This is a genomic window from Paenibacillus sp. CAA11 (assembly GCF_003060825.1).
Taxonomy (GTDB): Bacteria; Bacillota; Bacilli; order Paenibacillales; family Paenibacillaceae; genus Fontibacillus.
Genome location: NZ_CP028922.1, coordinates 3636124 through 3661827, shown reverse-complemented (window position 1 = coordinate 3661827; position 25704 = coordinate 3636124). Strand labels below are relative to the sequence as shown.

The window sequence follows — 25704 nt, the reverse complement described above, 5'->3', positions numbered from 1 at the left end:
AAGAGATCATTAGAAAATAACCATGGAGGAATTCCATGGTTATTTGTTTTCATAATTGTAAATGCTATATGTGTAGTCTATCTCCGTTATTGGTTTCTTCATAAACATTTCATAAAAACGACCGAGTTATGCTTTTCTTATGTGATATACTTAACATAGTTTGTGATTAGATTTTAAGTTTGTTAATTCATAGAAGGCAGGTGAACTTTACAATGCACATCGTAGTCGTCGGGTTGAACTATCGTACAGCGCCAGTAGAGATAAGAGAACGATTTTCACTTGCAGAGCAGGATATGCCAAGAGCGCTGGCGGAGTTGAAACGCACCAAGGGTGTATTGGAGGGGGTCTTGCTAGCAACATGCAACCGTACAGAACTGTACGTAGTAGTTGATCGTCTGCCTATGTGTGGATACCATATTCGTAGCTTTATGGAGCAATGGTTTGGGGTTCCGCGTGAGGAATTTACCCAGCATTTATATATATATGAGGATGATCAGGCAATCCGCCATCTATTCAAGGTGGCTTGCGGGCTGGATTCAATGGTCCTTGGAGAGACTCAAATATTGGGTCAGGTGAAGCATGCCTTCTTGCAGGCTCAACAGGAGAAGGCGACAGGAACCTGGTTCAACATGTTGTTCAAGCAAGCTGTAACGCTCAGCAAGCGAGCTCATTCTGAAACCTCCATTGGAGAGAGTGCTGTATCCGTGAGCTATGCTGCCGTAGAACTAGGTAAGCGAATCTTCGGAAGCTTTGTCGGTAAGAAGGTATTGATTCTTGGGGCAGGGAAGATGAGTGAGCTGACAGCGAAGCATCTGCATGCCAATGGAGCGAAGGAAATCATTGTGGCTAATCGGACTTTAGCTCGTGCTGAAGAGCTCGCCAAGAAGTTTAACGGAACGCCATGCACGATTACAGATGCGGTAAGCAGACTCGCTGAGATGGATATTCTGATCAGTTCAACCGGTGCGGAAGGCTATGTCATTCAGGCCGCAGACGTTGCTCAGTGTATGAAGAAGCGCCCTTCGCGTCCTCTATTCATGATAGACATCGCGGTTCCTCGGGATTTGGATCCGATGATCGCTCAGCTTCAAAATGTATTTCTATACGATATTGACGATATGGAAGGCATTGTCGAGAGTAATCTGGAGATGCGACGTATGGAAGCTGAGAAGATTGATGCTATGATCAGTGAGGAAATGGCGGCTTTTGCGAACTGGCTGCAGACTCTGGGAGTCCGTCCAGTGATTCGCGCGCTTCAGGAGAAGGCAACTACAATTCATGAAGACACACTAGAGAGCATGTTCAACAAGCTTCCTGAACTGGACGAGCGGCAGCGTACGGTTATACGCCGTCTTACACGGAGCATCGTTAACCAAATGATGCATGATCCTATCAACCGAATTAAAGAAATGGCCGGGGAGAAGAATGGTGCAGAAGCGCTTGAGATGTTCACTCAAATCTTTGCGCTGGAAGAACAGCTTGAAGCTGGATCTGAGCAGAAGTCTGCTTCAGAGGCCCGTGAAGCTCAAAGCAGCAAATCCCCGTCGCCGGAGAAGCTTTCTTTTCCTTTGGCACAGATGTCTATGTAAGGCGGTGAAAGGCCTTGACGCTTCTTGATCTGATTGATGATGCAATGATCTATATATATGCCCTGAGCCTTCTGTTTTATTTCTCGAATTGCATGAGACGCAATCCGGGAGCGAAGCGGGTGGGAGCAGGGCTTCTTGCATGTGTGCTCCTGCTGCAGCTGGCTGGATTCTGCCTTCGTTTTTGGAAGGATGGGGTAGAAGCTCTCTTCTCCCCTTACGATTATTTGTTGCTAGTGAGCTTCAGCCTGGGAGGAGCTGCGCTGGTCATGACTTTTTTTCAAAAGTCGGAGCTGGCTGCCGCTCTGGTTAATGTGATCGGACTTCTCATTATGATGGTGAACCGTCTTAGCTTCTCAGACCAAGATTATCCGCTCATTCACGGCTATACCGTTCATGGCCTCCTTGTACTGCATGTAGCACTTGCGGGAATCAGCTTTGCGGCGCTTTCGCTAGCTGCTGTATTTGCGGGATTGTACCTTTATTTGCACCGCAGGCTAAAGGTTAAGAAGTGGAGCGATACGATCCGCCGACTGCCGAGTCTCGAAACCTTGGATCATTACATTCCACTGTCGATGATGTGGGGGACCTCTCTATTATCCGTCTCTTTGCTGATTGCAGGGGCCGTTATTGCTACAGAAGGCAGCTGGGAGACGCTGGCGGATTTGAAGGTTGGGATTACCATTGCCGCCTTGGGGGTTTATTTGCTCTATTTTCTGGGAAGGCATTATAAGCGTTATACCGGCGTTCGGATGGCGCAATGGGCGCTTGTGGGGTATGCGGTACTTATTATCAACTTTTTGATGAATTCCTGGTCTGCTTTTCACAGTTGGAACTGGAGGTGAGCCTTTGACGAACTTTATTCCCATCATGCTGAATGTTGAGGGAGTCAAAGCGGTTATTGTTGGCGGCGGCGGGGTGGCTGCCCGAAAAGCGGAACCTTTGTGGGAGGCAGGGGCTGACCTTATCGTGATTAGCCCAGCGCTTGGCCCCGTGCTCCATCAAGCAGCCCAAGAGAACAAGATAACATGGCTGTCAAGGGAATATCGGAACGGTGATTTGGCGGAAGCAGGACTAGCCTTCGCAGCAACAGACAACCCTGAGGTGAACGAAATGGTTGCTGCCGAGGCCAAGAAACACGCCGTTCCTGTAAACGTTGCTAGCAGAGCGCAGAGCGGAAATTTCATTACACCGAGTGTGCTTCGCCGTGGTGATCTTGTAATATCCGTGTCCACCTCCGGTGCGGGGCCTGCGGCAGCTGTCAGGATTACTGAAGATTTGAAGGAACGCTATGGAGAAGAGTATGAGGAATACCTGGCGTTTATAAAAAGAGTAAGAAGCCGAGTGAAAGATAAGGTCACGGACCGGGTCCAAAAGGCCCGCCTCCTTCACTCTCTAACGGAAGCACAGTGGCTAGAACGAGTTCGTGATGGCAGTCTCCGCGATTGGGGCGAGGAAGAGATTGACCGCTGGATGACGAAAGGATGAGCATGATGCGTACAATAGTTGTAGGAACCAGACAAAGCCAATTGGCGCTAACACAGACTGGGCAGGTCATCGAGGCCCTTGAACGGATTTGTGCAGAGAAGCAGCTGCCGCTGCGGTTTGAGACTCGCAAGATCGTTACCCGCGGAGATCAAATCCTCGACGTGACCCTCTCTAAGGTTGGAGGGAAGGGGTTGTTCGTGAAGGAGATCGAACAAGCGATGCTTGACGGGGAGATTGACCTGGCCGTTCACAGCATGAAGGACATGCCTGCTTGGCTTCCGGATGGCTTAATCAATGGAGCCGTTCCGCGGCGGGTAGATCCGCGGGATGCACTCATTTCCCTTGGCTGTCAGAGTATAGATGAACTAAGAGAAGGCGCCAAGGTGGGGACCAGCAGCTTGCGCCGTGCCAGTCAGCTTAAGGCATACCGCCCCGATCTTATCCTGGAGCCTGTGCGGGGAAATATAGATTCCCGTCTTCGCAAGCTTGAGACAGAAGGGTTCGATGCTATTATCCTGGCAGCCGCAGGGTTATACCGGATGGGCTGGCAGGATCGGATCAGCTCCTTCCTGCCGGTGGACGTATGTCTCCCGGCTGTAGGACAAGGGGCGCTCGGCATTGAATGCCGGGAGAATGACGCAGAGGTTCGGCACCTGCTGTCCCTCTATAATGACCGTTCGACAGCGCTATCTGTTGCCGCAGAACGTGAATTTCTCGGCGTCCTCAATGGAGGGTGCCAGGTTCCGATCGGTGCTTATGCCGAACATCTTCAGGCCGACGCTCAGCCGTCTGAAGGAGCTATGCTGCGTCTTACAGGCATGGTCGGATCACCTGACGGCAAGACCATTCTGAAGGAGTCTGCTGTCGGATCTGACCCGCAGAAGCTGGGTCAAATGGTGGCAGAACGGCTGATGGCTCAGGGTGCAGGAGAGATATTAGCAGAAGTTAGGGGATGAGGTAATGGCGGGAAAGGTATACTTAGTCGGAGCTGGTCCAGGGGATGCACGGTTGATCACGGTGAAAGGGCTGGATTGTCTTCGTCTTGCAGATGCAGTGGTGTATGATCGGCTGGCGAATCCGCGCCTGCTGAAGGAGGCCAAGCAGGGAGCTGAGAAGATCTATGTAGGCAAGCTCCCGGATCGGCATACGATGAAGCAGGAGGACATCAATCAGCTGCTGGTTGATCTGGCTCTTCAAGGCAAGACGGTAGTACGCTTGAAAGGCGGAGATCCTACCATCTTTGGCCGGGTTGGCGAAGAGGCTGAACTGCTTCGCCAGCATGGGATTCCTTATGAAATAGTGCCAGGCATTACTGCGGCTATATCTGTTCCCGCCTATGCGGGAATTCCTGTAACTCATCGGGATATTGCCTCATCTCTCTCCATTATTACAGGGCATGAGCATCAGGATAAGCTGGATGTATCTATTAAATGGGATAAGGTAACCCAAGCAACAGGTACACTCATCTTCATGATGGGCGTGGCCAAGATCGGTTACATCAGCTGCCAGCTCATCGAGCATGGGCGTTCTCCTCAGACGCCAGTAGCTCTTATTCGCTGGGGAACTCGTGCAGAGCAAGAGACCTTGGTCGGTACGCTTGAGGATATTGAAGCCAAGGTGAAGGCTGCAAATTTTCAGTCTCCGGCCGTTATCGTGGTTGGGGAGGCTGTAGAGCAGCGGGATAAGCTGAAATGGGCCGAGGTGATGCCTCTCTTCGGCAAGCGGATTCTTGTGACAAGGGCGCGGGCACAGGCGAGTGATATGGTCCGCCGCATTGAAGACCTTGGAGGCGAGCCCTATGAATTCCCTGTGATTGAGACGCGCACGCCAGCGGATGCTGGGGTATTGTCCGATACTAGCGAAGCTTTGAGCCAACTGGAGGCCTATGATTGGGTGTTCTTTACCAGCGTCAATGCGGTAGACTATTTCTTTGTCCAGCTGGAGAAGTTAGGGAAGGATATCAGAGGGCTGTATAAAGCGCGCGTCGCTGCTGTAGGCCCTGCAACCTCTAAGGCGCTGGCTCAGCGGGGAATCATTGCGGAAAGCCTGCCTGAGCGCTACCAGGCGGAAGGGGTATTTGAGGCCTTTGCTGGGGAGCTTAAGCCGGAACAAAAGGTTCTGCTGCCGCATGGGAACTTGGCAAGAAGCTGGCTGCGGGAGAAGCTGACCGAACTAGGCGTTTCCGTCACAGAAGCGTTACTCTATGAGACGGTGGCAACCGGGGAGGACGATGTTGAGCTGCTGAAGCTGCTGGAAGAGGGCGGTATTCATGCGATAACCTTTACCAGCTCGTCCACGGTTCATTATCTGCTGGATATTCTCAGGAGAATGGGATTAAGCGATCCGGTAGAGGCGCTGTCTCAGATCGAGATTGCCTGCATCGGTCCGGTTACGGCCAAGACGGCTGAAGAGGCAGGATTGCAGGTCACTATGTTGGCTAAGGAAGCAACTATCGACAGCCTGATCGATGAATTATGTGCTTGGAACGCCCGGACACGAACCTAGACATCATAAGTTTAAAATGGATTTCAAATAGCACTTCTCTATAAGACAGTGCCTATTATATAAGGAGATGTATTGATATGGCTTTTCCAATTGTTCGTCACCGCCGCTTGCGGCAAAGTGCTGGCATGCGCAGCTTAGTGCGCGAGACGGTGCTGAATGTAGATGACTTCATTCAACCGATTTTTGTAACCTACGGTACAGGAATTAAGCGTGAAATTCCCTCGATGCCAGGGGTATATCATTTCTCTCTAGACACGCTGGAAGAGGAATTGAAGGAAATCGTTGACTTAGGAATCAAATCAGTCCTGCTGTTCGGAATTCCTGAGACCAAGGATGCGGTAGGCTCATCGGCTTTTGACGAGAATGGGATCGTGCAGGCTGCAACCCGCAAGATTAAATCGCTGTATCCTGAGCTTCTTGTGGTAGCGGACACCTGTCTATGTGAATTTACGGATCATGGCCATTGCGGGATGGTTCATACGTTTGAGCATGAAGGTCATCTGCACGGAGATGTGCTGAATGACGAATCGCTGGAGCTATTAGCCCGCACGGCAGTATCCCAGGCAAGGGCAGGCGCGGATATTATCGCTCCGTCCAATATGATGGACGGTTTTGTTCAGGCTATTCGCCATGGGCTAGATGAGGCGGGGTATGCTCATATTCCAATCATGTCTTATTCTGTAAAATATGCTTCTGCATTCTACGGTCCTTTCCGGGAAGCTGCGGATTCGGCTCCGCAGTTTGGCGACCGGAAGTCCTACCAGATGGACCCGGCCAATGTACGTGAAGCGCTCCGCGAAGCACAGAGCGATGTAGAAGAAGGCGCGGACATGCTGATGGTTAAGCCGGCGCTCGCCTTCATGGACGTGATTCGACTACTTCGGCAGGAGTTTGACCTTCCACTCGTTGCATACAATGTCAGCGGGGAATACTCGATGGTCAAAGCGGCTGCCCAGCAAGGCTGGATTAACGAGCAGGCCATTGTTACAGAATCTCTCCTTGGAATGAAGCGGGCCGGGGCGGATATCATCATTACTTATTTCGCCAAGGATATGGCACGCTGGCTGCGAGAGGGTAATTAATTTAGAAATGAAAGGCCGGGGCTTATAGAGTCCCGGCTTTAAAAATGATAGATGGGAGCGTGTCCTCAAGATGAATGAGATGAATAATAGACGCCGTGAAGAACGGTCCAAGCAGGCATTTGAAGAAGCTAAGCAGTATATTCCGGGTGGTGTGAACAGCCCTGTTCGCGCCTTCAAATCGGTAGGGTTGACTCCGCTTTACATAGATCATGGAGTAGGCTCAAGAGTCTACGATATTGATGGCAACACATTTATTGATTACGTGGCTTCTTGGGGTCCTCTGATTATGGGCCATGCCCATCCAGAAGTGGTCAAGGCACTGCAGGAGGCTGCTGCTAAGGGGACGAGCTTTGGCGCGCCCACTCTGCTGGAGACTGCGATGGCCAAGCTTGTGGCTGAACGCGTCCCTTCCATTGACATTGTGCGTATGGTCAATTCGGGTACAGAAGCTACGATGAGTGCAATCCGTCTGGCGCGTGGCTACACGGGACGCAGCAAAATCCTGAAATTTGAAGGGTCTTATCACGGACATGCAGACAGCCTGTTGATTAAGGCCGGCTCAGGGGTCGCTACATTAGGACTGCCTGATAGCCCTGGGGTGCCGGAGGGGGTAGCAGCTAACACGATTGCCGTCCCTTATAATGATATAGCTTCGGCTGAACTTGCCTTTGAGCGTTTTGGAGAGGAGATTGCAGGTGTTATTGTCGAGCCTGTTGCAGGCAACATGGGAGTCGTTCCCCCATTGCCGGGATTTTTGGAAGGGCTGCGCCGTTTGACTACAGAATACGGCAGCGTGCTGATTTTTGATGAAGTGATGACCGGTTTCCGGGTCGACTTGAACTGCGCGCAGGGCCGGTTCGCGGTAACGCCTGATTTGACTTGTCTTGGAAAAGTTATCGGCGGCGGCCTTCCTGTTGGAGCTTATGGCGGCAAGAGAGAGATCATGGAACAAATTGCACCTACAGGCCCTATTTACCAGGCGGGAACCTTGAGCGGAAATCCGCTGGCGATGACGGCCGGATTCACTACGCTCTCACTGCTTACTCCGGAAGTATATGAGCGTCTGGAGCAGCTGTCAGCACGATTGCAGGCTGGGTTTGAGCAGAACGCGAAGGAAAAGGGAATTCCTTGTACGGTTAACCGCGTCGGCTCCATGGTATGCCCTTTCTTTACGGAAGGACCGGTTGTGAACTTTGAGACGGCTAGAACGAGTGATTTGGATCTGTTCCGCCGCTATTTTGCTGCCATGGTGAATGAAGGAGTGAGCGTAGCTCCGTCCCAATTCGAGGGGATGTTTGTCTCCGGTGTTCATACCACCGAGGATATCGATGCGACCATTGAGGCGCAGCGCCGTGCGCTCGCGGCTCTGTGAGCAGGATCAGCTATAAGCGAAGAGGCGAATGGCTTGAGCTGATGCCAGGTAAGGCGGTCAAAGGTGCTCCCGATCCTTTGGCTGCCGCATCGCAGTGGCTGCAATCAAGTCTTGCGTTCCCGCCAAAATTACTGCAGCAGCTGCATGAGGCAGGGGGCATCCGCCTTGCCGGGGATCGTCTCCGGCTGCGGATGTTTCTGCCGCGGGAACCCGGCTTTGCGGCGATCAGTGATCCGCCGCTTGTGCTTTACGAGGACGATTTCTGCCTCGTTGTACATAAACCGGCCGGCTGCAAGGTTCATCCGGATGGCGAAGAGCGCAAGCCAACACTGGCACATGCAGTGGCGGCCCATTATGCGGCCAGCGGTGAGCAGGCGGCTGTGCGGCATATTCATCGCTTAGATGAATATACGTCCGGCCCTGTGCTGTACGCAAAGAACGAATTCGCGCAGCTTAAGCTGGACAGCGCCATGGCGAGGAAGGAAATTCATCGCGTCTATATCGCTATAGCCCAAGGAGAGATGAAGCTTGGGCGCATGACCATTGATGCTCCGATCGGGCGAGACAGGCATCATCCCAAGCGCCGCAGAGTAAGCCCTACCGGAAAGCCGGCTGTGACCCATCTGGAGTGCCTGGAAGTGCTTCGTGGCGCCAGCTTGGTCCGCCTGCAGCTCGAGACGGGGCGTACCCATCAAATTCGGGTGCATATGAGTCATATTGGCCACCCGCTGCTGGGTGACGAATTGTATGGCGGCGATCCCAAGCGGATTCGTTATCAGGCGCTCCACGGAGAAGCTCTGGAGTTTGTACATCCGCTCACCGGAGAGTTCATCAGCGTGAACGATCCTTGGCCGCCGGTCATTTGTGAGCTGCATGATCAGTTAAAGCGATAGAAGTGATCGCCTCGCGGACAAAAGTTAGGCATGTGCTTCCTTTTGCAGCATATAGATAAAAACGAGCGATGATTTGGTTCATATTCCGTGAGTTATGAGCGAGCATCCCGTTTTGGATATGCTGAAAGGAGGAAGACGTCCTTGGCTGATCAATCTTATGGATTGCGATTTGATATTTATGAGCGCGTCCATTTATCGGACGAAGAGATCGGAATTGAGGAATTGGAAGAGATTGAGCTTTACCCTCGAATTCAGGTAGTGCCGGGAAATGATTATGCTACAATGCGCGGCCATTTGCTGCTGACAGGCTTATACCGCGGGGAGGGAGAGACCCGCGAATTGTCTCACTTGATTCCTGTGGAGATTACCGTACCCTTAAACCGCGTGAATCGGGTAGAGGATATCGCCGTTGAGATTGAGAATTTTGATGTCGATTTACTAAATCCCCGCAGTCTGAACGTTACCGGGGTTCTTTCCTTGCAGGGCATTGAGACGGCAGCTTATACACAGTCAGCGCATGATTGGAGCAACCGTGAATATACTGCGGCTTATTCTGGAGAGCAGCAAGAGCTTGCGGAGGAGACGGATTTTACCGAACTAGCTGAACCGGTTAGCTCTGTGCAAGAAGAACAAGAAGAGGAAGAGCCTGTATTTGCTGCTGATCCTGGAAGTGAAGCGGTGGAACAGGTGGAGAATGCTGATTTTTGGGCAGAGCAGAGGGTGTGGACTTCGAGTACTAACTCTTCTGGCGTGGAAGAACAGGACCTTCCTAGTGAATTAGGACAAGATCTCTTAGACACGGCCGCTCAGCAGATCGACCCGATCATTGTACCGGCTGGAAGGGAGTCTGAAAAGGCCGAGGAGAACCTTAGCCTGGAAACGGCCCAGCCTCCTGCAGATGAGCTGTCTGCCGACTCTTGGTTTGAGAATGAGCCTGTTCGTGCTGTACCTAAGCCCGTATGGCGTACAGAGCAGCCGCATGAATCCGAAGAATTCCAGACAGAGGTGAAGCTGGAGTCGCAGCCGAAGCTGAAACCGGAGTCAAAACCGGAGCCGACGCTGAAGGCAAACCTGGAGTCAAAGCCAGATAGAGCACCAGCGGCGAATTCGGAGGATAGCTTGATATCCAAGCAAGCTGAGACAGAGCGGACTCTCTTCAAAAGCAAATCTGTACCCAAGGAGACTAAAGCCCAGGCGGATGCTGCTGAAACTCTAGCTCCGAAGGCAGAAGAGTCTCCAGTGGAAGAAACTGCAGGAATTGCGGGAAATACAGATGCTGCAGCGAATGTGGAATCTGCCCAGCCGTCAGGGGAAGAAGTTCCTGTAAGTGCGGCGCCTGTTAGCGAGTTGGAGACTGAAGAAGCACCTGAGGCCGACAAGCCGCAGGAAATGAAAATAGCGCTTGGCAGCAAGAAGGAGTCCTCTTCGGCAGAACGGACAGACAGCGCCGCTCTGAGCCAACTTCTTCATACAGGAGCCGGCAAACCTTCATCCGCCATCGAAGATCCCCGTCCTGATGAAGATCTTGTTCCTCCTGAAGGCAGTGCACTCATTGAAGCCGAGGATCCGGGCTGGAAGCAGGCATTCCTGACTAAAATGTCTGAACAGACACCGTTCCGCAAGGTGCGTCTGGTTATTGTTCAGCGCGAAGAGACCATCGATGAAATCGCGGAGCGTTACCGCTTAAGCCCTCGGGAGCTGCTGCTTCATAATCGTCTGACTGAGCAAAACTTATCGGAGGGCCAAGTTCTGTACATCCCTTAAGCGAAGGGGCAGCTGTGGGTTCTTGTTTGTCGGCATTGACTATATGCGGTAAGAAAGTTATTATGTACTATAGTCAAAGACGATGAACGGGAAGAGTAGGTAGGCATAGCCCTTACAGAGAGCGGAATTGTAGCGCTGGGAAATTCCGTAGGATGCAGCTCTCCGAAGTCGCCCGGAAGTCGCCCGTTTGAACCCGTAATATCATCGGTTAGAACGGGCCGGCATGCAGCCGTTATCCTGCAATTGAGTGTCGCTTGGCCCCTTACGCGTTCTTTATCGCGATTGGTTTACAGGATCCTTGCGAAACAAAGGTGGTACCGCGAAAGATAGAGCCTTTCGTCCTTTGAGACGTGGGGCTTTTTTTGTTTTCACAAATCATTGATGATAATGTTCCTGGAGGTAATGGAATGGAAGAGAACCGTCAACAAACCGCCTCGTCGGAAATGCCGACGACATACGATCCGAAGACAGCTGAGCAGAAATGGTACCGCTACTGGATGGAAGGAGAGTTTTTTAAAGCAGGGCAGCGAAAAGATGCCAAGCCTTTTACAATCGTGATTCCGCCTCCGAATGTAACGGGGATGCTTCACATCGGCCATGCCTTGGATTTCACGCTTCAAGATATTCTTATTCGGGCTAAGCGAATGCAGGGTTATGATGCGCTTTGGCTTCCTGGTGCGGACCATGCCGGCATTGCCACGCAAACTAAGGTGGAACAGCGCCTGCGTGAACAGGGAATTACCCGTTATGATCTGGGCCGCGAGAAATTTCTGGAGAAGGTATGGGAATGGAAGGATCAGTATGCTGAAACAATCCATGAGCAATGGGCTAAGATGGGCTTCTCGCTGGATTATTCGCGTGAGCGGTTTACGCTGGATGAAGGGCTGTCTCAAGCGGTACGCGAAGTATTCGTTAAGCTGTATGAGAAGGGCTTGATATACCGGGGCAAGCGGATCATCAACTGGGATCCGGCTGCACGCACAGCCCTTTCGGATATTGAAGTTGAATATAAAGAAGTCAATGGTAACCTGTATCATTTGCAGTACCCGCTTAAGGATGGAAGCGGCCATATCACAGTCGCGACAACACGTCCGGAGACGATGCTGGGAGATACGGCGGTAGCTGTTCATCCGGAGGACGAACGCTATGCGGACATGATTGGGAAGACGCTGGTTCTGCCGATTATCGGCCGTGAAATTCCGATTGTTGCCGATGATTATGTTGATAAAGAATTCGGCAGCGGTGCGGTAAAGATTACGCCTGCTCATGATCCGAACGACTTTGAGCTTGGTCTTCGTCATAATCTGCCGCAGATTACGGTGATGGACGAGACGGGCACGATGAATGAAGAAGCCGGCAAATACCAAGGTCTTGACCGCAGTGATGCACGCAAGCAGATTGTTGCCGAACTGAAGGAGCTTGGGGTACTGATCCGGATCGAGGAGCATGTTCATCAGGTAGGACACAGTGAGAGAACCGGAGCAGTGGTCGAGCCATATTTGTCGACACAATGGTTTGTGAAGATGCAGCCGCTGGCTGATGCAGCGATTCAGGCTCAGAAATCCGGCAAAGGCGTTAACTTTGTGCCTGAGCGCTTTGAGAAGACTTATCTGCACTGGATTGAGAATGTCCGTGACTGGTGTATCTCCCGTCAGCTGTGGTGGGGTCATCGCATCCCGGCCTGGTATTCGGAAGCAACGGGCGAGGTGGTGGTTGCCCGCTCGGAGGAAGAGGCGAGGGCCAAGCTCGGTACCGACAATATCCGCCAGGATGAGGACGTTCTGGATACTTGGTTCAGCTCTGCACTTTGGCCGTTCTCTACATTAGGCTGGCCAAATACAGAGAGCGAAGACCTCAAACGCTATTATCCGACCGATGTGCTGGTTACCGGTTACGATATTATTTATTTCTGGGTTGCCCGGATGATCTTTACAGCACTTGAATTTACGGGCGAGATTCCGTTCAAGGACGTGCTGATGCACGGACTGGTTCGGGACAGTGAAGGGCGTAAAATGTCTAAGTCGCTGGGGAATGGTGTGGACCCGCTTGAAGTTATCGAGAAGTATGGTACGGATGCCATGCGTTATATGATTTCTACAAGCAGCACGCCAGGTCAGGACCTGCGTTTCCGCTGGGAGCGCGTAGAACAGGCGCGTAACTTTGCGAACAAGATTTGGAACGCTTCCCGATTTGCCTTGATGAATCTTGAAGGTGTTAAAGCGGAGGAGATCGACATTAGCGGAACGCTCAGTACAGCTGACCGCTGGATTTTGCATCGTTTGAATGAGACAGCGCGTGATATTACAAGGCTGATGGATGCCTACGAATTTGGTGAGACCGGACGCCTCCTGTACAACTTCATATGGGATGATCTCTGCGACTGGTACATTGAGTTTGCGAAGCTTTCCCTTTATGGGGAAGACCAAGCGGCTAAAGCGAAGACACAGTCTGTGCTTGCTTACGTACTGGACCGAACACTGCGCCTGATCCATCCGTTCATGCCGTTTATTTCCGAAGAAATCTGGCAGCATCTCCCTCATCAGGGCGAGACAATCACACTCGCCGAATGGCCGGTATATGACCCGGCGTTTGAAGCAGAGGGAGCTGTGCAGGAAATGAATCTGCTTATGGATATCATCCGTTCTGTCCGCAATATCCGTGCTGAAGTGAACGTGCCGATGAGCAAGAAAATTGAGCTCATTCTTAAGCCGGGTTCAGCAGAGCTTGAAGATATTATCGCTCGGAATGAGCATTACGTACGCCGTTTCTGCAATACTTCCGAATTCAGCTTCTCGTTGAGCGCAGAGGCTCCGGATAAAGCTATGACCGCTGTAGTTACAGGGGCAGAGCTGTATCTGCCGCTTTCGGGGCTCATTGATATTGCGCAGGAGATCGCTCGTTTGGAGAAGGAACTGGATCATTTAAATAAAGAAGTTGAACGCGTGGAGAAAAAGCTGGCCAATGAAGGCTTTGTTGCCAAGGCTCCGGCCAAGGTGATTGAGGAAGAACGCGCCAAGCAAGTGGACTATGCGCAGAAGCGCGATAAGGTACTGGCGAGAATTCAAGAGTTAAAAGGCTAAAACTACAATAACTGTAGATGAGAGAAGCGTCCCTCGGGCTGAGGCTTCTACTAGGATAGAATTAGCTTAGCTGGAGGGACGGGAAAAAGGGTGATATATCATGGGGGCAACCGAAGAAGGTAATTCCCAGCCGCTGCGCAGCTATGCTGAAGCGGTCGACTGGATTAATGGACTGATTCCGTTTGGCATCCGCCCAGGTCTAGAACGCATTGAACGAATGCTTGAGATGCTAGGCAACCCGCATCGAAAGCTGAAGTTTATTCATGTAGCGGGAACGAACGGAAAGGGCTCATCCTGCGCTTTTCTAACGAGTACGCTGCTTCGCGGAGGGTATTCGGTAGGGACGTTTACGTCACCGTATATTACGAAGTTTACAAACCGTTTTCAATATAATGGGGAAGACATCCCTGAGAACACGCTTCTAGGGCTGTCTAACCGTCTATACCCGTTGGTAGAGCAAATTACAGGGACAGAGCTGGGGTCTCCAACGATGTTCGAGGTATCCACCGCGCTTGCTATCCTCTACTATGCAGAGGTATGTTACCCCGATGTTGTAGTATGGGAAACTGGGCTCGGGGGAAGGATGGATGTAACGAATATAGTTACTCCGATCGTTTGCCTGATTACCAATATTGGCATGGACCATACGGATATTTTGGGCGATACCATAGAGCAGATTGCTAGTGAGAAAGCAGGAATCATCAAGCCGGGTGTTCCTGTCGTCAGCTGTGCAGAGCAGCCGGAAGCCATTCAGGTCTTCAAGCAGACCGCTGCTGCGAAATCTTCTACGCTATACCTGCTGGGTGAGGAATTCAGTTATGAACGGACTGGCCTTAACGGAGCAGGACAGCAGTTTCTGTTCAAGGGGCCGTTCCGCGAGCTCCCCATTGAAATTACACTGCAGGGTGAGCACCAGTGCAAGAATGCCGCTGGCGCCATGATGGTGCTTGAAATTTTGAGGCAGTACATGGCTTTTGTATTTGAAGATGAAGATATTTTGAACGGATTTAAAGGGGCTGCTTGGGCAGGCAGGCTGGAATTGGTGCAGGACCATCCGCGCGTTGTGCTTGATGGCGCGCATAACCCTGAAGGAGCAGAGACGCTTGCTCGCTCCATTCCAGAGATTTACCGTTACCGTCATTTGAATTTGATGATGGGAATGTTATCTAATAAGCATCATCGAGCATATCTGGAGCATATATTACCAATAGTGGATACGCTTATTGTAACAGAGCCGGATTTCCGTCGTAAGATGGACGCCGAGGCTTTGGCTGAGCTGGTTCAGCAGCTGCGGGAAGCCAAGGCGAAGCCGACTCTGGAACTCATTGTGGAGCCGGACTGGAGAGAAGCTTTGGAGCTTCTTCGGTTACGGACTACACAAGAAGACCTTGGAGTGGTGTCGGGCACGCTCTATTTAATATCCGACGTGCGCGCTGCTCTATTACATCAAACCGATTCTGAAAAAGGCTGGTGAACACATTGGCAAATACAACATTAGAACACGTACATTTCATCGGGATCGGCGGTTATGGAATGAGCGCGATTGCCCGGGTGATGTTGGAGATGGGCTATACTGTAACGGGTTCGGATGTAGCCTCGCAGGAATTAACAGAGAAGCTGGCGGCCAAGGGCGCCAAGATATATATTGGACATACCGCAGAGCAAGTGCATGGAGCAGACCTGGTTGTCTACTCTACTGCACTGCCTAAAGATAATGTGGAGCGGGTTGAAGCGCAGGCGCAGGGCATTCCTGTGCTGCACCGCTCTCAAATGCTTGCAAGACTTCTGAACGAGCGAAGCGGCGTCGCTGTAGCAGGAGCACACGGTAAGACCACAACCTCCTCGATGATTGCTCTTGTTATGGAAGAGACCGGAACGGATCCGACCTATATCATTGGTGGCGAGATTATGAATATCGGAACCAATGCCAAAGCGGGACAAGGCAAGTATGTCGTTGCTGAGGCGGATGAGAGTGATGGCTCATTCTTGCAATATCATCCGGCCTTAGCGGTCGTGACGAACATTGAGGCTGACCATCTGGAGAATTACGACGGAAATTTCGAGCGTCTGAAGGAAGCTTATGTACAATTCCTGAATCAGGTAAAGCCAGATGGAAAGGCCGTGGTTTGCGGGGATGACGCTATAGTGCGTGAGCTGCTGCCTAAGGTGAACCGGAATGTGGTTACCTATGGAATCGAGCAAGCCTGTGATTATACCGCCAGCAATATTGTGCTTGGAGATCGTCGGGTCTCCTTTACCATGAATCATGCTGGAAAATCCCTTGGAACGATCGAGCTCTCCGTACCGGGAATGCACAATGTATATAATGCAATGGCGACTGTAATTGTGTGTTTGGAAGCTGAAATTCCATTTGAGCAAATTGCTGGGGCTATTTCTCAATTCCATGGTGCCAAGAGAAGATTCCAGGTGCTTGGAGAAGCACGGGACATCCTGATTATTGATGATTATGCACATCATCCTACTGAGATTCAGGCGACGATTGTAGCGGCTAAGGCAACAGGGAAAAGGATTATCGCTGTATTCCAGCCTCAGCGCTATACACGAACCTTTTTCTTGCTGGACGCGTTCAGCCGCGCCTTCGGGGATGCAGACGAAGTTATTATTACGGATATTTATTCTCCGGCAGGAGAGAAGCAAATTGAGGGAATTCATTCTTCCAAGCTGGTTGAGTTGATTAAAGAGAATAGCAATCCGGCTGCTAGGTATATTCCAACTAAGCAAGAAGTGATCGAAGATCTTGAGAATCGCCTGAAGCCAGGCGATATGGTTCTGACCATGGGGGCGGGAGATATTTGGAAGGTTGGCGATACGCTGGCCAAACGAATTCGTTAGTCCAAAAGAAATAAGATTTATCATAGAGAGAGCCGCGGCTATAGCGGTTCTCTTTTGCTTTTTTATCTGCGATTAAACCCTATGTACTTATGATAAGATAATGGGATAAGTAAAGCCGAGGGCGAAGGGACAGAAGTCATGGAATTATATTCATTATGGACGGTGGAGGCGCTTTGCGGTACGGAATCGTTCAAAGTTGGGAAGGAATACTTCAGACAAGGACGGGTCATGGATCTAAGCATGAACATGTCGAACCATTATGAGGCGGTTGTTCAGGGAAGCAGAAGCTACCGGGTCACAGTGAAGCTTGATCAGGGAGGACATCCGGAAGCTGTATGCGAATGTCCGGCTTACCATGCGCAGTTTCAGTATTGTGAGCATATCGCAGCAGTTTTAATCGCGATTCACGAGAAGCCGGAGCCTAGCATTTCAGGAGTCAGAGGCACCTTTTCCATTTCAGAAAGTCATTCCCACTATCAAGGGAACCCGCTTTCCGCTAGGGAGGAACGTACCGCGAACGAATTGATCCGGCTATTTGAAGGAGCGAAGCGTTCAGGAGGCCCGCCCTTAAGGGAGAGGGTATATGTGCAAACCGGGCAAGAAAAGTTGCAAGTGGAATGGATTTGTACGGTCGAGGAAGGGCTGTACTCCGATGCAAACCCTAAAATCACAGTATCCGTGAAGGTAGGACTCAAGCGGACTTATGTTGTTCAAGACATCCGTCTATTTCTTGAGCATGCTGAGAAGGGGAGAGCCCTGCCTTTCTCCTCCCGGTTTCAATATGACCCTGCTCTGCACACCTTTGGTCCTGAGGATAGGAAGGTTCTAGAGCAGTTATGCCGCGTGTTATCCAGTGAGCAGATTTATGCGGCTGACGGAAACTTAAGGACCGGTTCGCGTAGCTCGGGGCTGCAAAAATATCTGACGATTCCTCCGCTGGCATGGGGCGAGCTGCTTCCTGCTTTAATTGCAGCTGGAGCAACCATTGAACAGCCGGGCGGTTTTACGGCAAGCCTTGCCTTATACGAGGGAACGCCGCCTGTTTCTTATGAATTAGGGCGGCAGGATGCATATTTTTACCTGCAGATTCAAGGACTGGAAGAGACGATTCTGATGCCCAAGTATGGTTGTGCTATATCCAGGGGAACCGTCTTCAGGATGGAGCAGAGCCAATTAGAGCTGCTGTCGGAAATAAAGGATACGATCTACCGCGGGGGCTTAGACGGCAGGCTCAGTATGGCCGCACAACAGCTGGATGAATTCATTAGGCAAGCGCTGCCCAAGCTTAGAGCTCTGGGTCAGGTGCGTCTTGACCCCGAAATACAAAGCCGCATTCTTAGCCCTAAGCTTGCGGCCAAATTGTTTCTGGATCGGCTGGATGAAGAATTGATCTTAAAGTTGGAATTTCATTATGACGGAATCATCATTCTTCCATTGGAGGCACAAGAGCGGCAGCTGGAGAATCAAGATTCCTCAATCTTAATCCGCGAGATGGACAGAGAGAAGTACGTATTGAACGTCATTGAGGAGCTGAAGCTGCCGATTCGAGGGACAGCTTGGGTAACGGACCAGGAAGAGCAAATTTACAATGTGTTATTTCATCTTTTGCCACAGCTAGAGGGAAAGGCGGAGGTCTTTGCTACGACTGCGGTAAGGGATTGGGTATACCCGGATTCGGGGGGCTTCGAGACATTGGCCGATGCTGATGCTTCACTGAACTGGCTTGAGATCACCTTCTCTATGGATGGCATTGGAGAGGCCGAAATTCGGAAAATTCTGCTTTCAGTCTTGGAGCGTAGAAAATACTATCGCTTGAAGAGCGGGGCCTTCTATTCCCTGGAGGGGAAAGTATTTCAGACCTTTGCCGGGATGGCGGAGGATCTTGGAGTGAGCAAGAACGATATTGGCCATGGTCGCATTACGCTTCCGCTTGTACGCTCGTTGCTCCTGACCGAATCTGGTGATGGAGGTCCTCGGCTTGGCAGGTCGCTGCGCCGCTTCCTGGAGCAGGTTCGCGACCCCGATATGACCGAGGCAGAAGTGCCTGCGCGGCTAGCGTCTGTGCTTCGCGATTATCAGAAGCGGGGATTTCGCTGGCTTAAGACATTGGCCCGGTACAGGTTTGGCGGTATTCTGGCAGATGATATGGGACTTGGGAAGACCTTGCAAAGCATCGCTTATATCGTCTCTGAATGGGAGGAAACCGAGGAGATTTCAGGTGACGGGAGATTACCTGTGCTGATTGTGGCTCCGGCATCACTGGTTTATAACTGGGAGAACGAATTTAAGAAGTTTGCTCCCGAGCTGCAGGTCAGAGTTGCAGCAGGCAGTAAGCAGGAGCGTACCCATCAAGCGGCAGCCGAGGCGGATGTTATCATTACCTCATATCCTGCCTTGCGAAGAGACAGCGATATTTACGATAACATGAAATTTAGCACCATGATTCTTGATGAGGCTCAGGCTTTTAAAAATCATACAACACAGACGGCGATGTCGGTAAAGAGAATCCAAGCCGGCAGACGCTTTGCATTAACAGGTACGCCCATTGAGAACTCGCTTGATGAGCTGTGGTCTATTTTTGATGTGATTTTTCCAGGCTTGTTTACCGGCAGACAGGCGTTCAAGGATATGCCGAGAGATACACTTGCGAGACTCGTCCGCCCATTTATTTTGCGGCGGCTCAAATCCCAAGTACTCAGGGAACTTCCGGAGAAAATCGAGACGGTTTGTCAGTCCGAGCTGACTTCAGAGCAGAAGAAGCTGTATGCGGCTTATTTGAGCAGCTTCAAAAAGCAGACACTCAAGGATCTGGAAAGCGAGGGCTTCCAGAAGAGCCGAATGAAGATTTTAGCTGGCATTACGCGCCTGCGGCAAATTTGCTGTCACCCATCACTGTTCGAGGCCTCTTATCAAGGCAGCTCAGGCAAGCTGGAACAATTGAGCGAGATTGTAGAGGAGTGTCTGGCCAGCGGGAAAAGACTGCTGATTTTCTCTCAATTCACGGGAATGCTGCAAATGATCCGCGGAGAACTGACGCAAAGGAATATCCCGACCTTCTATCTTGATGGTCAGACACCCTCCCGGGAACGAGTAGAACTATGCAGCCGCTTTAACGATGGGGAGAACGATATCTTCCTCATTTCATTGAAAGCAGGAGGTACAGGACTTAACTTAACGGGAGCTGACACTGTGGTTCTGTATGATCTATGGTGGAATCCTGCGGTGGAAGAGCAGGCGGCCGGACGCGCGCACAGGCTTGGCCAGAAACGGACAGTTCAGATTATTCGGCTGATTGCCCAAGGAACGATTGAGGACAAGATGCTTGAGCTCCAGCAAAGGAAGAGAAATCTGATTCATGAAGTGATAGATGCGGAAGAATCAGAGCTTGCAGTATGGTCGGAGCAGGACATTCGTGATCTTTTAATGATCTCACCTGAAGGCTAGCTCAACTTCATACGGTCTTACGGGCATATCTCGGACAATCCCTTCATACGCTATTAAAAGAATATAAAGGGACAAGGAGAGTGTGTTCGTGAATAAAGCCAAGATGACCTTCCGGTTCGACACGGCTGAGCCAGTGCGCCGTTCTGTTGATGAGGAAAAGCCTCCTTTCCATTCGGATGCTGTAATAGCCCTTCCGGTTGACGGGGGGGACGATTCGGAGGTAGAGCATGACATAATCCGCGTTACACCAAGACAAGAATCCCCTGTCCAGCTGCCCTACGAGGACTGGAGCGACCCTTTTCAGAATCATGCAGGGCTGGGGATTGCCGTAATGCCAGCGGGTATGTCTGTCAAGGAGCCTCTTCCTTCTGGAGATTGGGAGTTGGGTACTTATCCTGAGCTCGAGAGCAAAGTGGATGAAGGCTTTCGTTACAAGCCTCCGACCCGCGGTTCCGGCTGGAAGCTTGCCGGTTCGATTATGGGAGCAGTCATCACTGGGTGCCTATTTGGATACGTTGTCCTCTCCCTGTTCAATCAAGACGTGGGGCTGCCTCTTCCGGGCTTCATGTCTGCTCAAACCGCAGACAAGGAGGCGGCTGTTCCTGTGCTTGGCGGGATCAGCGAGGAAGCTTCAGTAACCGTCCAGCTTCCCCAGCAAACGTATTATTTTTTACAGTATGGGGTGTTCAGCAATCCGCAAGGAGTAGAGCAGGCTCAGAAGGAGCTTCAGGCGGCCGGTATTGCAGCAGCTCCGGATCGTACAGATTCCAGGCGTGTTTATGCGGGGATTTCGACCGATCGGGAACAGGCGAAGCTGCTAAGCGGTCAGCTGAAGGCTGACGGTGTCAATCTGATTTTGCATGAGGTAACATTACCCGAGCAGGCGAGAGTTTCTTTTCAAGGAGATGAAGCTCAGCTTGAGCAGTTTATGAAGAATAGCAGTGAACTGATCGACCAGCTCAGCGCCATCTCTTCATCTCTGCTTATGAGAAATTCACCGGAAGCTCCTTCGCCGGAACTGCTTCAAAAGATAGCTGCCAGCCATGAGCGTTTTACGGAAGAGGCAGCGGAGATCAGAGGGAAGTTCGGTGCGAGTGCAGCCGTTCTTGCCGAGGCTTTGGAGCAGGAGATGAATAGCTCCATGGAGGCGCTAGAGCAGTTTAAAAGGAATGGGTCAAAGGCCCACCTGTGGGAAATACAGGAGTCCGTTATGCGCTTTGTGCTTGCAGAACAGCAGCTATTCTTGGAGATATAAGGAATCTAAATTTGCCAGATAGGAAGCTAAAACGGCTTTACGGTGGTGTAATTGTTAACCTAGGCGGTACGGGGGACAGGAAATAGTTTCCCGTGCCGCATTTCTGTTTGTATTGAAGCTGAATTAACCTTATAATAATGAGGTGTCAAAAAATGGCGAGGAATGGCAAGAGCTATGACTGCGGCCTTTATTTTGGCATTTGATCGTTTCAAACCTTTTTACCTAACAATTAATCAGGATTAAAAGTCCACAGCTAGGTTGGCTAATGATTCATGGATGGCTTGAACATGCCCAAGGCATTCTCGGCAAAGGAGCAATTAACTTGGAACAAAACAGTCGCAAAACAATTATACTTGCTTCTACCTCTCCTCGAAGACAGGAGCTCTTGGCTGGCCTGCGCATCGAATTTGACATCATTCCGAGTGATGCGAATGAAGATACGCCTGCTGAATGGAGCCCTCAAGAGGTGGTATCCGAGCTGGCGCAGCGTAAAGCAAAGGCCGTTCTGGGCAAGCTTGCTCCACACCAGACAGACGGGATCATTATCGGCAGCGATACGGTCGTTGTCCGAGATAGTGACATTCTCGGGAAACCGAAGGATGTGCAGGAGGCCGCTTCGATGATTCGCAGTCTTCAAGGCAGAGAGCATACCGTATTTACCGGTGTCTCCTGCTTAGATATAATGTCCGGTAAAGTCTTAACCCGCTGGCGCAGTACGAAGGTTCGCATGAAATCAATGACAGAAACGCAAGTGCTGGCTTATGCTCAAAGCGGTGAGGGTTTAGACAAGGCTGGAGCCTATGCAATTCAGGGATTAGGCGCTATGCTGATCACCGAAATTGAAGGGGATTACTTTAATGTCGTCGGACTCCCTTTGTCGCTGCTTGGAGACATGCTTCTTGACATGGGCTATGATGTTTTGACGCATTCTGGAACATAATATTGCAGAAAGACTCGAAGTTTGACTGCAAAATGTGTAACTTTTTATACGAGCTAAACGTAGTCTTAACAGCCAAGATTGTGCAGCAATCAGCTCATGCTATGATTTTAGTGAAAAGAGGATGAAACATGGAGTCGCCATCTTATTTGCTGCGCGATATCCCCCATGAAGAACGTCCAAGAGAACGCATGATGCGGTATGGTGCGGGTGCGCTTAGCCATGCAGAATTACTGGCTATATTGCTCAGAACGGGAACGCGGCATGAATCAGCCGTTCACGTTGCCAACAGGCTTTTAGCACGAAGCGGCGGTATTCGGAATATCGTCGATTTTAGTGTGAGCGAGTTAATGCAAACGAAGGGCATCGGCGAGGCCAAGGCGATTCAGCTTCAGGCCGGCATAGAGCTCGGACGCCGTCTGGCGCGTTCGGCACCTACAGAAGCCACTGTCATTCGAAGTCCGAGAGATGCTGCAGACATCCTTATGGAGCAGCTAAGATATCTACAGAAAGAGCATTTTGTTTGCTTGTTTCTAAATACTAAGAACCATGTTATTGCTCAAGAGACATTATCGATCGGGAGCTTGAACGCTTCGATTGTTCATCCTAGAGAGGTGTTCCGGGCAGCGATTAAGTCCAGCAGTGCAGCTGTCATTTGCGCTCATAACCATCCGAGCGGAGACCCTACTCCAAGCCAGGAGGATATTCAGATTACTCGCAGACTTTGTGAAGCGGGAGAAATCGTGGGGATTGATGTGCTGGATCATTTGGTTATCGGAGACGGAACATATGTAAGTTTGAAGGAGCAAGGGTTCATGTAATATAATATTTCAGATATTATGCCGATAGAGCGGCGTTATGAGAAGAAAAGGAGAGTACAGCATGATGGGTGGCTTTACTAAAGATTTGGGAATTGACTTGGGAACGGCAAATACGCTGGTATATATCCGCGGTAAGGGGATCGTTGTTAGAGAGCCATCCGTGGTTGCAATTCATACAGATAATAAGAATATTGTAGCTGTGGGAGAATCAGCTAAGAAGATGATCGGCAGAACGCCTGGCAATATCCGTGCGATCCGTCCGATGAAAGATGGCGTAATTGCCGATTTTGATACAACTGCAACTATGATCAAATATTTTATTCGTCAAGCACAGAAGCAGCGTTCAATTTTTCAGCGTCATCCGAACGTAATGGTATGTGTCCCGTCTGGTATAACGGCGGTAGAACAGCGTGCGGTAGAAGACGCTACAAAGCAGGCTGGCGCGAGAGAGGCCTATACGATTGAGGAGCCCTTCGCAGCTGCAATTGGAGCCGATCTTCCGGTATGGGAGCCGACCGGCAGTATGGTAGTAGATATCGGTGGAGGAACAACAGAGGTTGCAGTGATCTCTCTTGGCGGTATCGTAACCAGCAAATCGGTTCGTGTAGCCGGAGATGAAATGGATGAATCAATCATTCAATACATCAAACGGCAATATAATTTAATGATCGGTGAGAGAACAGCAGAACAGCTGAAGATGGAAATTGGCTCGGCGATGCCGCTGGAGCAAGTAGAGACGATGGAAATTCGCGGCCGCGACCTGGTGACGGGTCTGCCGAAGACGATCTCCATTACCTCTGACGAAATTTCTGAGGCGCTTAACGATACGGTTGCTGCCATGGTTGAAGCGGTCAAGGTTACTCTAGAGAAATGTCCTCCTGAGCTTGCGGCGGATATTATGGACCGCGGTATTGTACTAACGGGCGGCGGTGCCCTGCTGCGTAACCTGGACAAATTGCTGGCTAGTGAGACCGGAATGCCGGTGATTGTTGCCGAGAATCCGCTGGATTGTGTAGCGATCGGTACTGGGCGTGCACTTGAGAATATTCATTTATTCAAGTCCAGAAACGGTGCCTCCAATCGTTCTAAACGGTAAATTACAGAGAGAATCGCCCTTGGTATGGGAGAGAAAAAGTAACGATAGAGGGTGTTGATACTGTTTAAACTTCTGGGGAATAAAAGATTATTTTTCTTGCTAATGGCGCTGATCTTATTTATAGGTGTCATGGGCTTTACCGTAGGCCCCCGGGTCGGGTTGTCCTGGCCGGAGAAGTTCGTGAAAGATACCGTCGGATTCGTACAAAATATATTCTACAAGCCCGCTGGCTATATAGCGGGCTTCTTTGAAGATATTTCTAATCTTCGTGATCTCGAAGAGGAAAACGAACAGCTTAAGATTGCTTTGGCTCACTATACGCGGGATAAGGCCAAGTACAATTATACGAATGCTCAGATCAAGAAGCTCGAAGACGGACTGCGGTTCACCCAGGAGCAGAAAGCACGGAGCAAGGACGATGATTATCGTATTGCCCATGTGCTGAGCGTGAGTAACGATCCGACGAATCGTACGCTGGTTATTGATCTTGGCAGCAAAAACGGCGTCAAGCCGGATATGGCTGTTACGACAGACAAAGGGCTTGTAGGGACGGTCAGCAAGGTAAGCAATTTTACCGCAACGGTTAGACTGAGCACTACGCTGGATTCCAAGGATCCTACTTCAAATGCAATCGCAGCGACCGTACAGGGTAAGGAGGATAAATCCTTTGGCATGGTTGAGAGCTACGACCAGGATTCGGGGTATTTCGTGATGACGAAGATTAAGACGGATGATCCTCTGAAAGAGGGAGATACGGTTATTTCCTCTGGGCTTGGCGGCCAATTCCCGAAATTTATTCCGATAGGTACGGTTAAAAGTCGGCAAAAAGGCGAATTTGGAATGACGGATACGGCTTATATTGAGCCGGCTACGACTTTTGCTGATTGGGATATCGTGTTTGTAGTGATCACGCCGGAGGCTCCGGAATAATGCAGAAGCGCCGTTATCTACTTATATTATTGTTGTTTGGCCTCTTCATCGTCGAAGGGACCATTATTCCCTGGCTTATACCGGTAGCATGGCAGACACGCCTGATTCCTCATTTAGTATTCGTGGTCATATTGTTTGCATCTGTCTATGACAACCGCCATCGTGGTTTGGTACTGGGGCTCGTGTTCGGACTGCTTCAGGACGTTGTATATTATGGATCGATGATAGGAGCTTACTCTTTTGCTATGGGCTTCTCTGCCTATATGATAGGACTCATCTTCAAATCCCGGAGAACACCGCTTCCGCTCATGATGTTTGCTGTTCTGATCGGCAGCTTGCTGCTGGAGTCTTTACTCTATGGAACCTATAGACTGTTCGAGCTAACCCATCAGACTTATGATTGGGCACTTACCAATCATATGATACCGAACATGATCGTACAGTTTATATTCGCATTGGCGATTTATGTACCGCTGCGCCGCTGGCTTGAGAATGCAGGTGTTCGTCGTTCTAAGGAAGAAGCCGCCTGAAGCTTAACAATTTGCGTCAGAAGAAGGAAATCGCCGCTTCCAGCGCGAATTAAGCTAAAGGGAGGGAC

Annotated in this window: 19 protein-coding genes and 1 other annotated feature; all 19 genes read left to right on the top strand. The window is 50.6% G+C overall.

Going from position 1 to position 25704, the window contains the following annotated elements; genetic code table 11:
- Nucleotides 1-212: 212 nt before the first annotated feature.
- A complete protein-coding gene (hemA, locus tag DCC85_RS17110; protein ID WP_108466663.1) occupies nucleotides 213-1589 on the top strand; it encodes a glutamyl-tRNA reductase in 1377 nt (458 codons plus the stop codon).
- A gap of 14 nt (nucleotides 1590-1603) precedes the next feature.
- Nucleotides 1604-2431 (top strand): cytochrome c biogenesis protein CcsA, encoded by an 828-nt coding sequence (gene ccsA, locus DCC85_RS17105; RefSeq protein WP_234414217.1) that lies wholly within the window; start codon nucleotides 1604-1606, stop codon nucleotides 2429-2431.
- A gap of 4 nt (nucleotides 2432-2435) precedes the next feature.
- A complete protein-coding gene (locus tag DCC85_RS17100) occupies nucleotides 2436-3074 on the top strand; it encodes a precorrin-2 dehydrogenase/sirohydrochlorin ferrochelatase family protein (protein WP_108466662.1) in 639 nt (212 codons plus the stop codon).
- 5 nt (nucleotides 3075-3079) lie between these two features.
- Entirely contained in the window at nucleotides 3080-4030 is a 951-nt protein-coding gene (gene hemC, locus DCC85_RS17095; RefSeq protein WP_108467932.1) for a hydroxymethylbilane synthase, read from the top strand.
- Between the two features lie 4 nt (nucleotides 4031-4034).
- A complete protein-coding gene (gene cobA / locus DCC85_RS17090; protein WP_108466661.1) occupies nucleotides 4035-5579 on the top strand; it encodes a uroporphyrinogen-III C-methyltransferase in 1545 nt (514 codons plus the stop codon).
- 77 nt (nucleotides 5580-5656) lie between these two features.
- Complete coding sequence (gene hemB, locus DCC85_RS17085; protein ID WP_108466660.1) at nucleotides 5657-6661, top strand: porphobilinogen synthase; 1005 nt, start codon at nucleotides 5657-5659, stop codon at nucleotides 6659-6661.
- A gap of 70 nt (nucleotides 6662-6731) precedes the next feature.
- Complete coding sequence (gene hemL / locus DCC85_RS17080) at nucleotides 6732-8033, top strand: glutamate-1-semialdehyde 2,1-aminomutase (RefSeq protein WP_108466659.1); 1302 nt, start codon at nucleotides 6732-6734, stop codon at nucleotides 8031-8033.
- On the top strand, nucleotides 8030-8926 hold the full coding sequence (locus DCC85_RS17075) for an RluA family pseudouridine synthase (RefSeq protein ID WP_325048391.1): 897 nt from the start codon (nucleotides 8030-8032) through the stop codon (nucleotides 8924-8926). Before hemL ends, DCC85_RS17075 begins: the two co-directional genes overlap by 4 nt.
- A gap of 141 nt (nucleotides 8927-9067) precedes the next feature.
- Complete coding sequence (locus tag DCC85_RS17070; RefSeq protein WP_108466658.1) at nucleotides 9068-10690, top strand: LysM peptidoglycan-binding domain-containing protein; 1623 nt, start codon at nucleotides 9068-9070, stop codon at nucleotides 10688-10690.
- Between the two features lie 73 nt (nucleotides 10691-10763).
- Nucleotides 10764-11037, top strand: a binding site (T-box leader).
- A gap of 60 nt (nucleotides 11038-11097) precedes the next feature.
- Nucleotides 11098-13770 (top strand): valine--tRNA ligase, encoded by a 2673-nt coding sequence (locus tag DCC85_RS17065; protein ID WP_108466657.1) that lies wholly within the window; start codon nucleotides 11098-11100, stop codon nucleotides 13768-13770.
- Nucleotides 13771-13870: 100 nt separating this feature from the next.
- The gene (locus tag DCC85_RS17060; RefSeq protein ID WP_108466656.1) at nucleotides 13871-15244 is read left to right on the top strand and encodes a bifunctional folylpolyglutamate synthase/dihydrofolate synthase; all 1374 of its coding nucleotides are present in this window, start codon (nucleotides 13871-13873) and stop codon (nucleotides 15242-15244) included.
- A gap of 59 nt (nucleotides 15245-15303) precedes the next feature.
- On the top strand, nucleotides 15304-16623 hold the full coding sequence (gene murC / locus DCC85_RS17055) for a UDP-N-acetylmuramate--L-alanine ligase (RefSeq protein ID WP_234414481.1): 1320 nt from the start codon (nucleotides 15304-15306) through the stop codon (nucleotides 16621-16623).
- A gap of 138 nt (nucleotides 16624-16761) precedes the next feature.
- Nucleotides 16762-20067 carry a DEAD/DEAH box helicase gene (locus DCC85_RS17050; protein WP_108466654.1) on the top strand — a complete coding sequence of 1102 codons (3306 nt, stop codon included), beginning with the start codon at nucleotides 16762-16764 and terminating at the stop codon, nucleotides 20065-20067.
- Nucleotides 20068-20155: 88 nt separating this feature from the next.
- Nucleotides 20156-21322, top strand: a complete 1167-nt coding sequence (locus DCC85_RS17045; protein ID WP_108466653.1) for an SPOR domain-containing protein — start codon at nucleotides 20156-20158, stop codon at nucleotides 21320-21322.
- A gap of 322 nt (nucleotides 21323-21644) precedes the next feature.
- The gene (locus DCC85_RS17040; protein ID WP_442789547.1) at nucleotides 21645-22262 is read left to right on the top strand and encodes a Maf family protein; all 618 of its coding nucleotides are present in this window, start codon (nucleotides 21645-21647) and stop codon (nucleotides 22260-22262) included.
- 128 nt (nucleotides 22263-22390) lie between these two features.
- A complete protein-coding gene (radC, locus tag DCC85_RS17035) occupies nucleotides 22391-23080 on the top strand; it encodes a RadC family protein (protein WP_108466651.1) in 690 nt (229 codons plus the stop codon).
- 61 nt (nucleotides 23081-23141) lie between these two features.
- Nucleotides 23142-24176 (top strand): rod shape-determining protein, encoded by a 1035-nt coding sequence (locus DCC85_RS17030; protein WP_108466650.1) that lies wholly within the window; start codon nucleotides 23142-23144, stop codon nucleotides 24174-24176.
- 51 nt (nucleotides 24177-24227) lie between these two features.
- Nucleotides 24228-25106, top strand: a complete 879-nt coding sequence (gene mreC / locus DCC85_RS17025; RefSeq protein ID WP_108466649.1) for a rod shape-determining protein MreC — start codon at nucleotides 24228-24230, stop codon at nucleotides 25104-25106.
- Nucleotides 25106-25636, top strand: coding sequence for a rod shape-determining protein MreD (gene mreD / locus DCC85_RS17020; RefSeq protein WP_108466648.1), 531 nt, complete (start codon nucleotides 25106-25108; stop codon nucleotides 25634-25636). Before mreC ends, mreD begins: the two co-directional genes overlap by 1 nt.
- Nucleotides 25637-25704: the final 68 nt, after the last annotated feature.

What these genes read in the sequence shown, in the direction of transcription:
- DCC85_RS17030 (WP_108466650.1), top strand. Translation starts at nt 23,142, where the DNA reads ATGATGGGTGGCTTTACTAAAGATTTGGGAATTGACTTGGGAACGGCA.
- hemC (WP_108467932.1), top strand. Translation starts at nt 3,080, where the DNA reads ATGCGTACAATAGTTGTAGGAACCAGACAAAGCCAATTGGCGCTAACA.
- mreD (WP_108466648.1), top strand. Translation starts at nt 25,106, where the DNA reads ATGCAGAAGCGCCGTTATCTACTTATATTATTGTTGTTTGGCCTCTTC.
- hemL (WP_108466659.1), top strand. Translation starts at nt 6,732, where the DNA reads ATGAATGAGATGAATAATAGACGCCGTGAAGAACGGTCCAAGCAGGCA.
- DCC85_RS17050 (WP_108466654.1), top strand. Translation starts at nt 16,762, where the DNA reads ATGGAATTATATTCATTATGGACGGTGGAGGCGCTTTGCGGTACGGAA.
- DCC85_RS17065 (WP_108466657.1), top strand. Translation starts at nt 11,098, where the DNA reads ATGGAAGAGAACCGTCAACAAACCGCCTCGTCGGAAATGCCGACGACA.
- radC (WP_108466651.1), top strand. Translation starts at nt 22,391, where the DNA reads ATGGAGTCGCCATCTTATTTGCTGCGCGATATCCCCCATGAAGAACGT.
- DCC85_RS17060 (WP_108466656.1), top strand. Translation starts at nt 13,871, where the DNA reads ATGGGGGCAACCGAAGAAGGTAATTCCCAGCCGCTGCGCAGCTATGCT.
- murC (WP_234414481.1), top strand. Translation starts at nt 15,304, where the DNA reads ATGAGCGCGATTGCCCGGGTGATGTTGGAGATGGGCTATACTGTAACG.
- hemB (WP_108466660.1), top strand. Translation starts at nt 5,657, where the DNA reads ATGGCTTTTCCAATTGTTCGTCACCGCCGCTTGCGGCAAAGTGCTGGC.
- cobA (WP_108466661.1), top strand. Translation starts at nt 4,035, where the DNA reads ATGGCGGGAAAGGTATACTTAGTCGGAGCTGGTCCAGGGGATGCACGG.
- hemA (WP_108466663.1), top strand. Translation starts at nt 213, where the DNA reads ATGCACATCGTAGTCGTCGGGTTGAACTATCGTACAGCGCCAGTAGAG.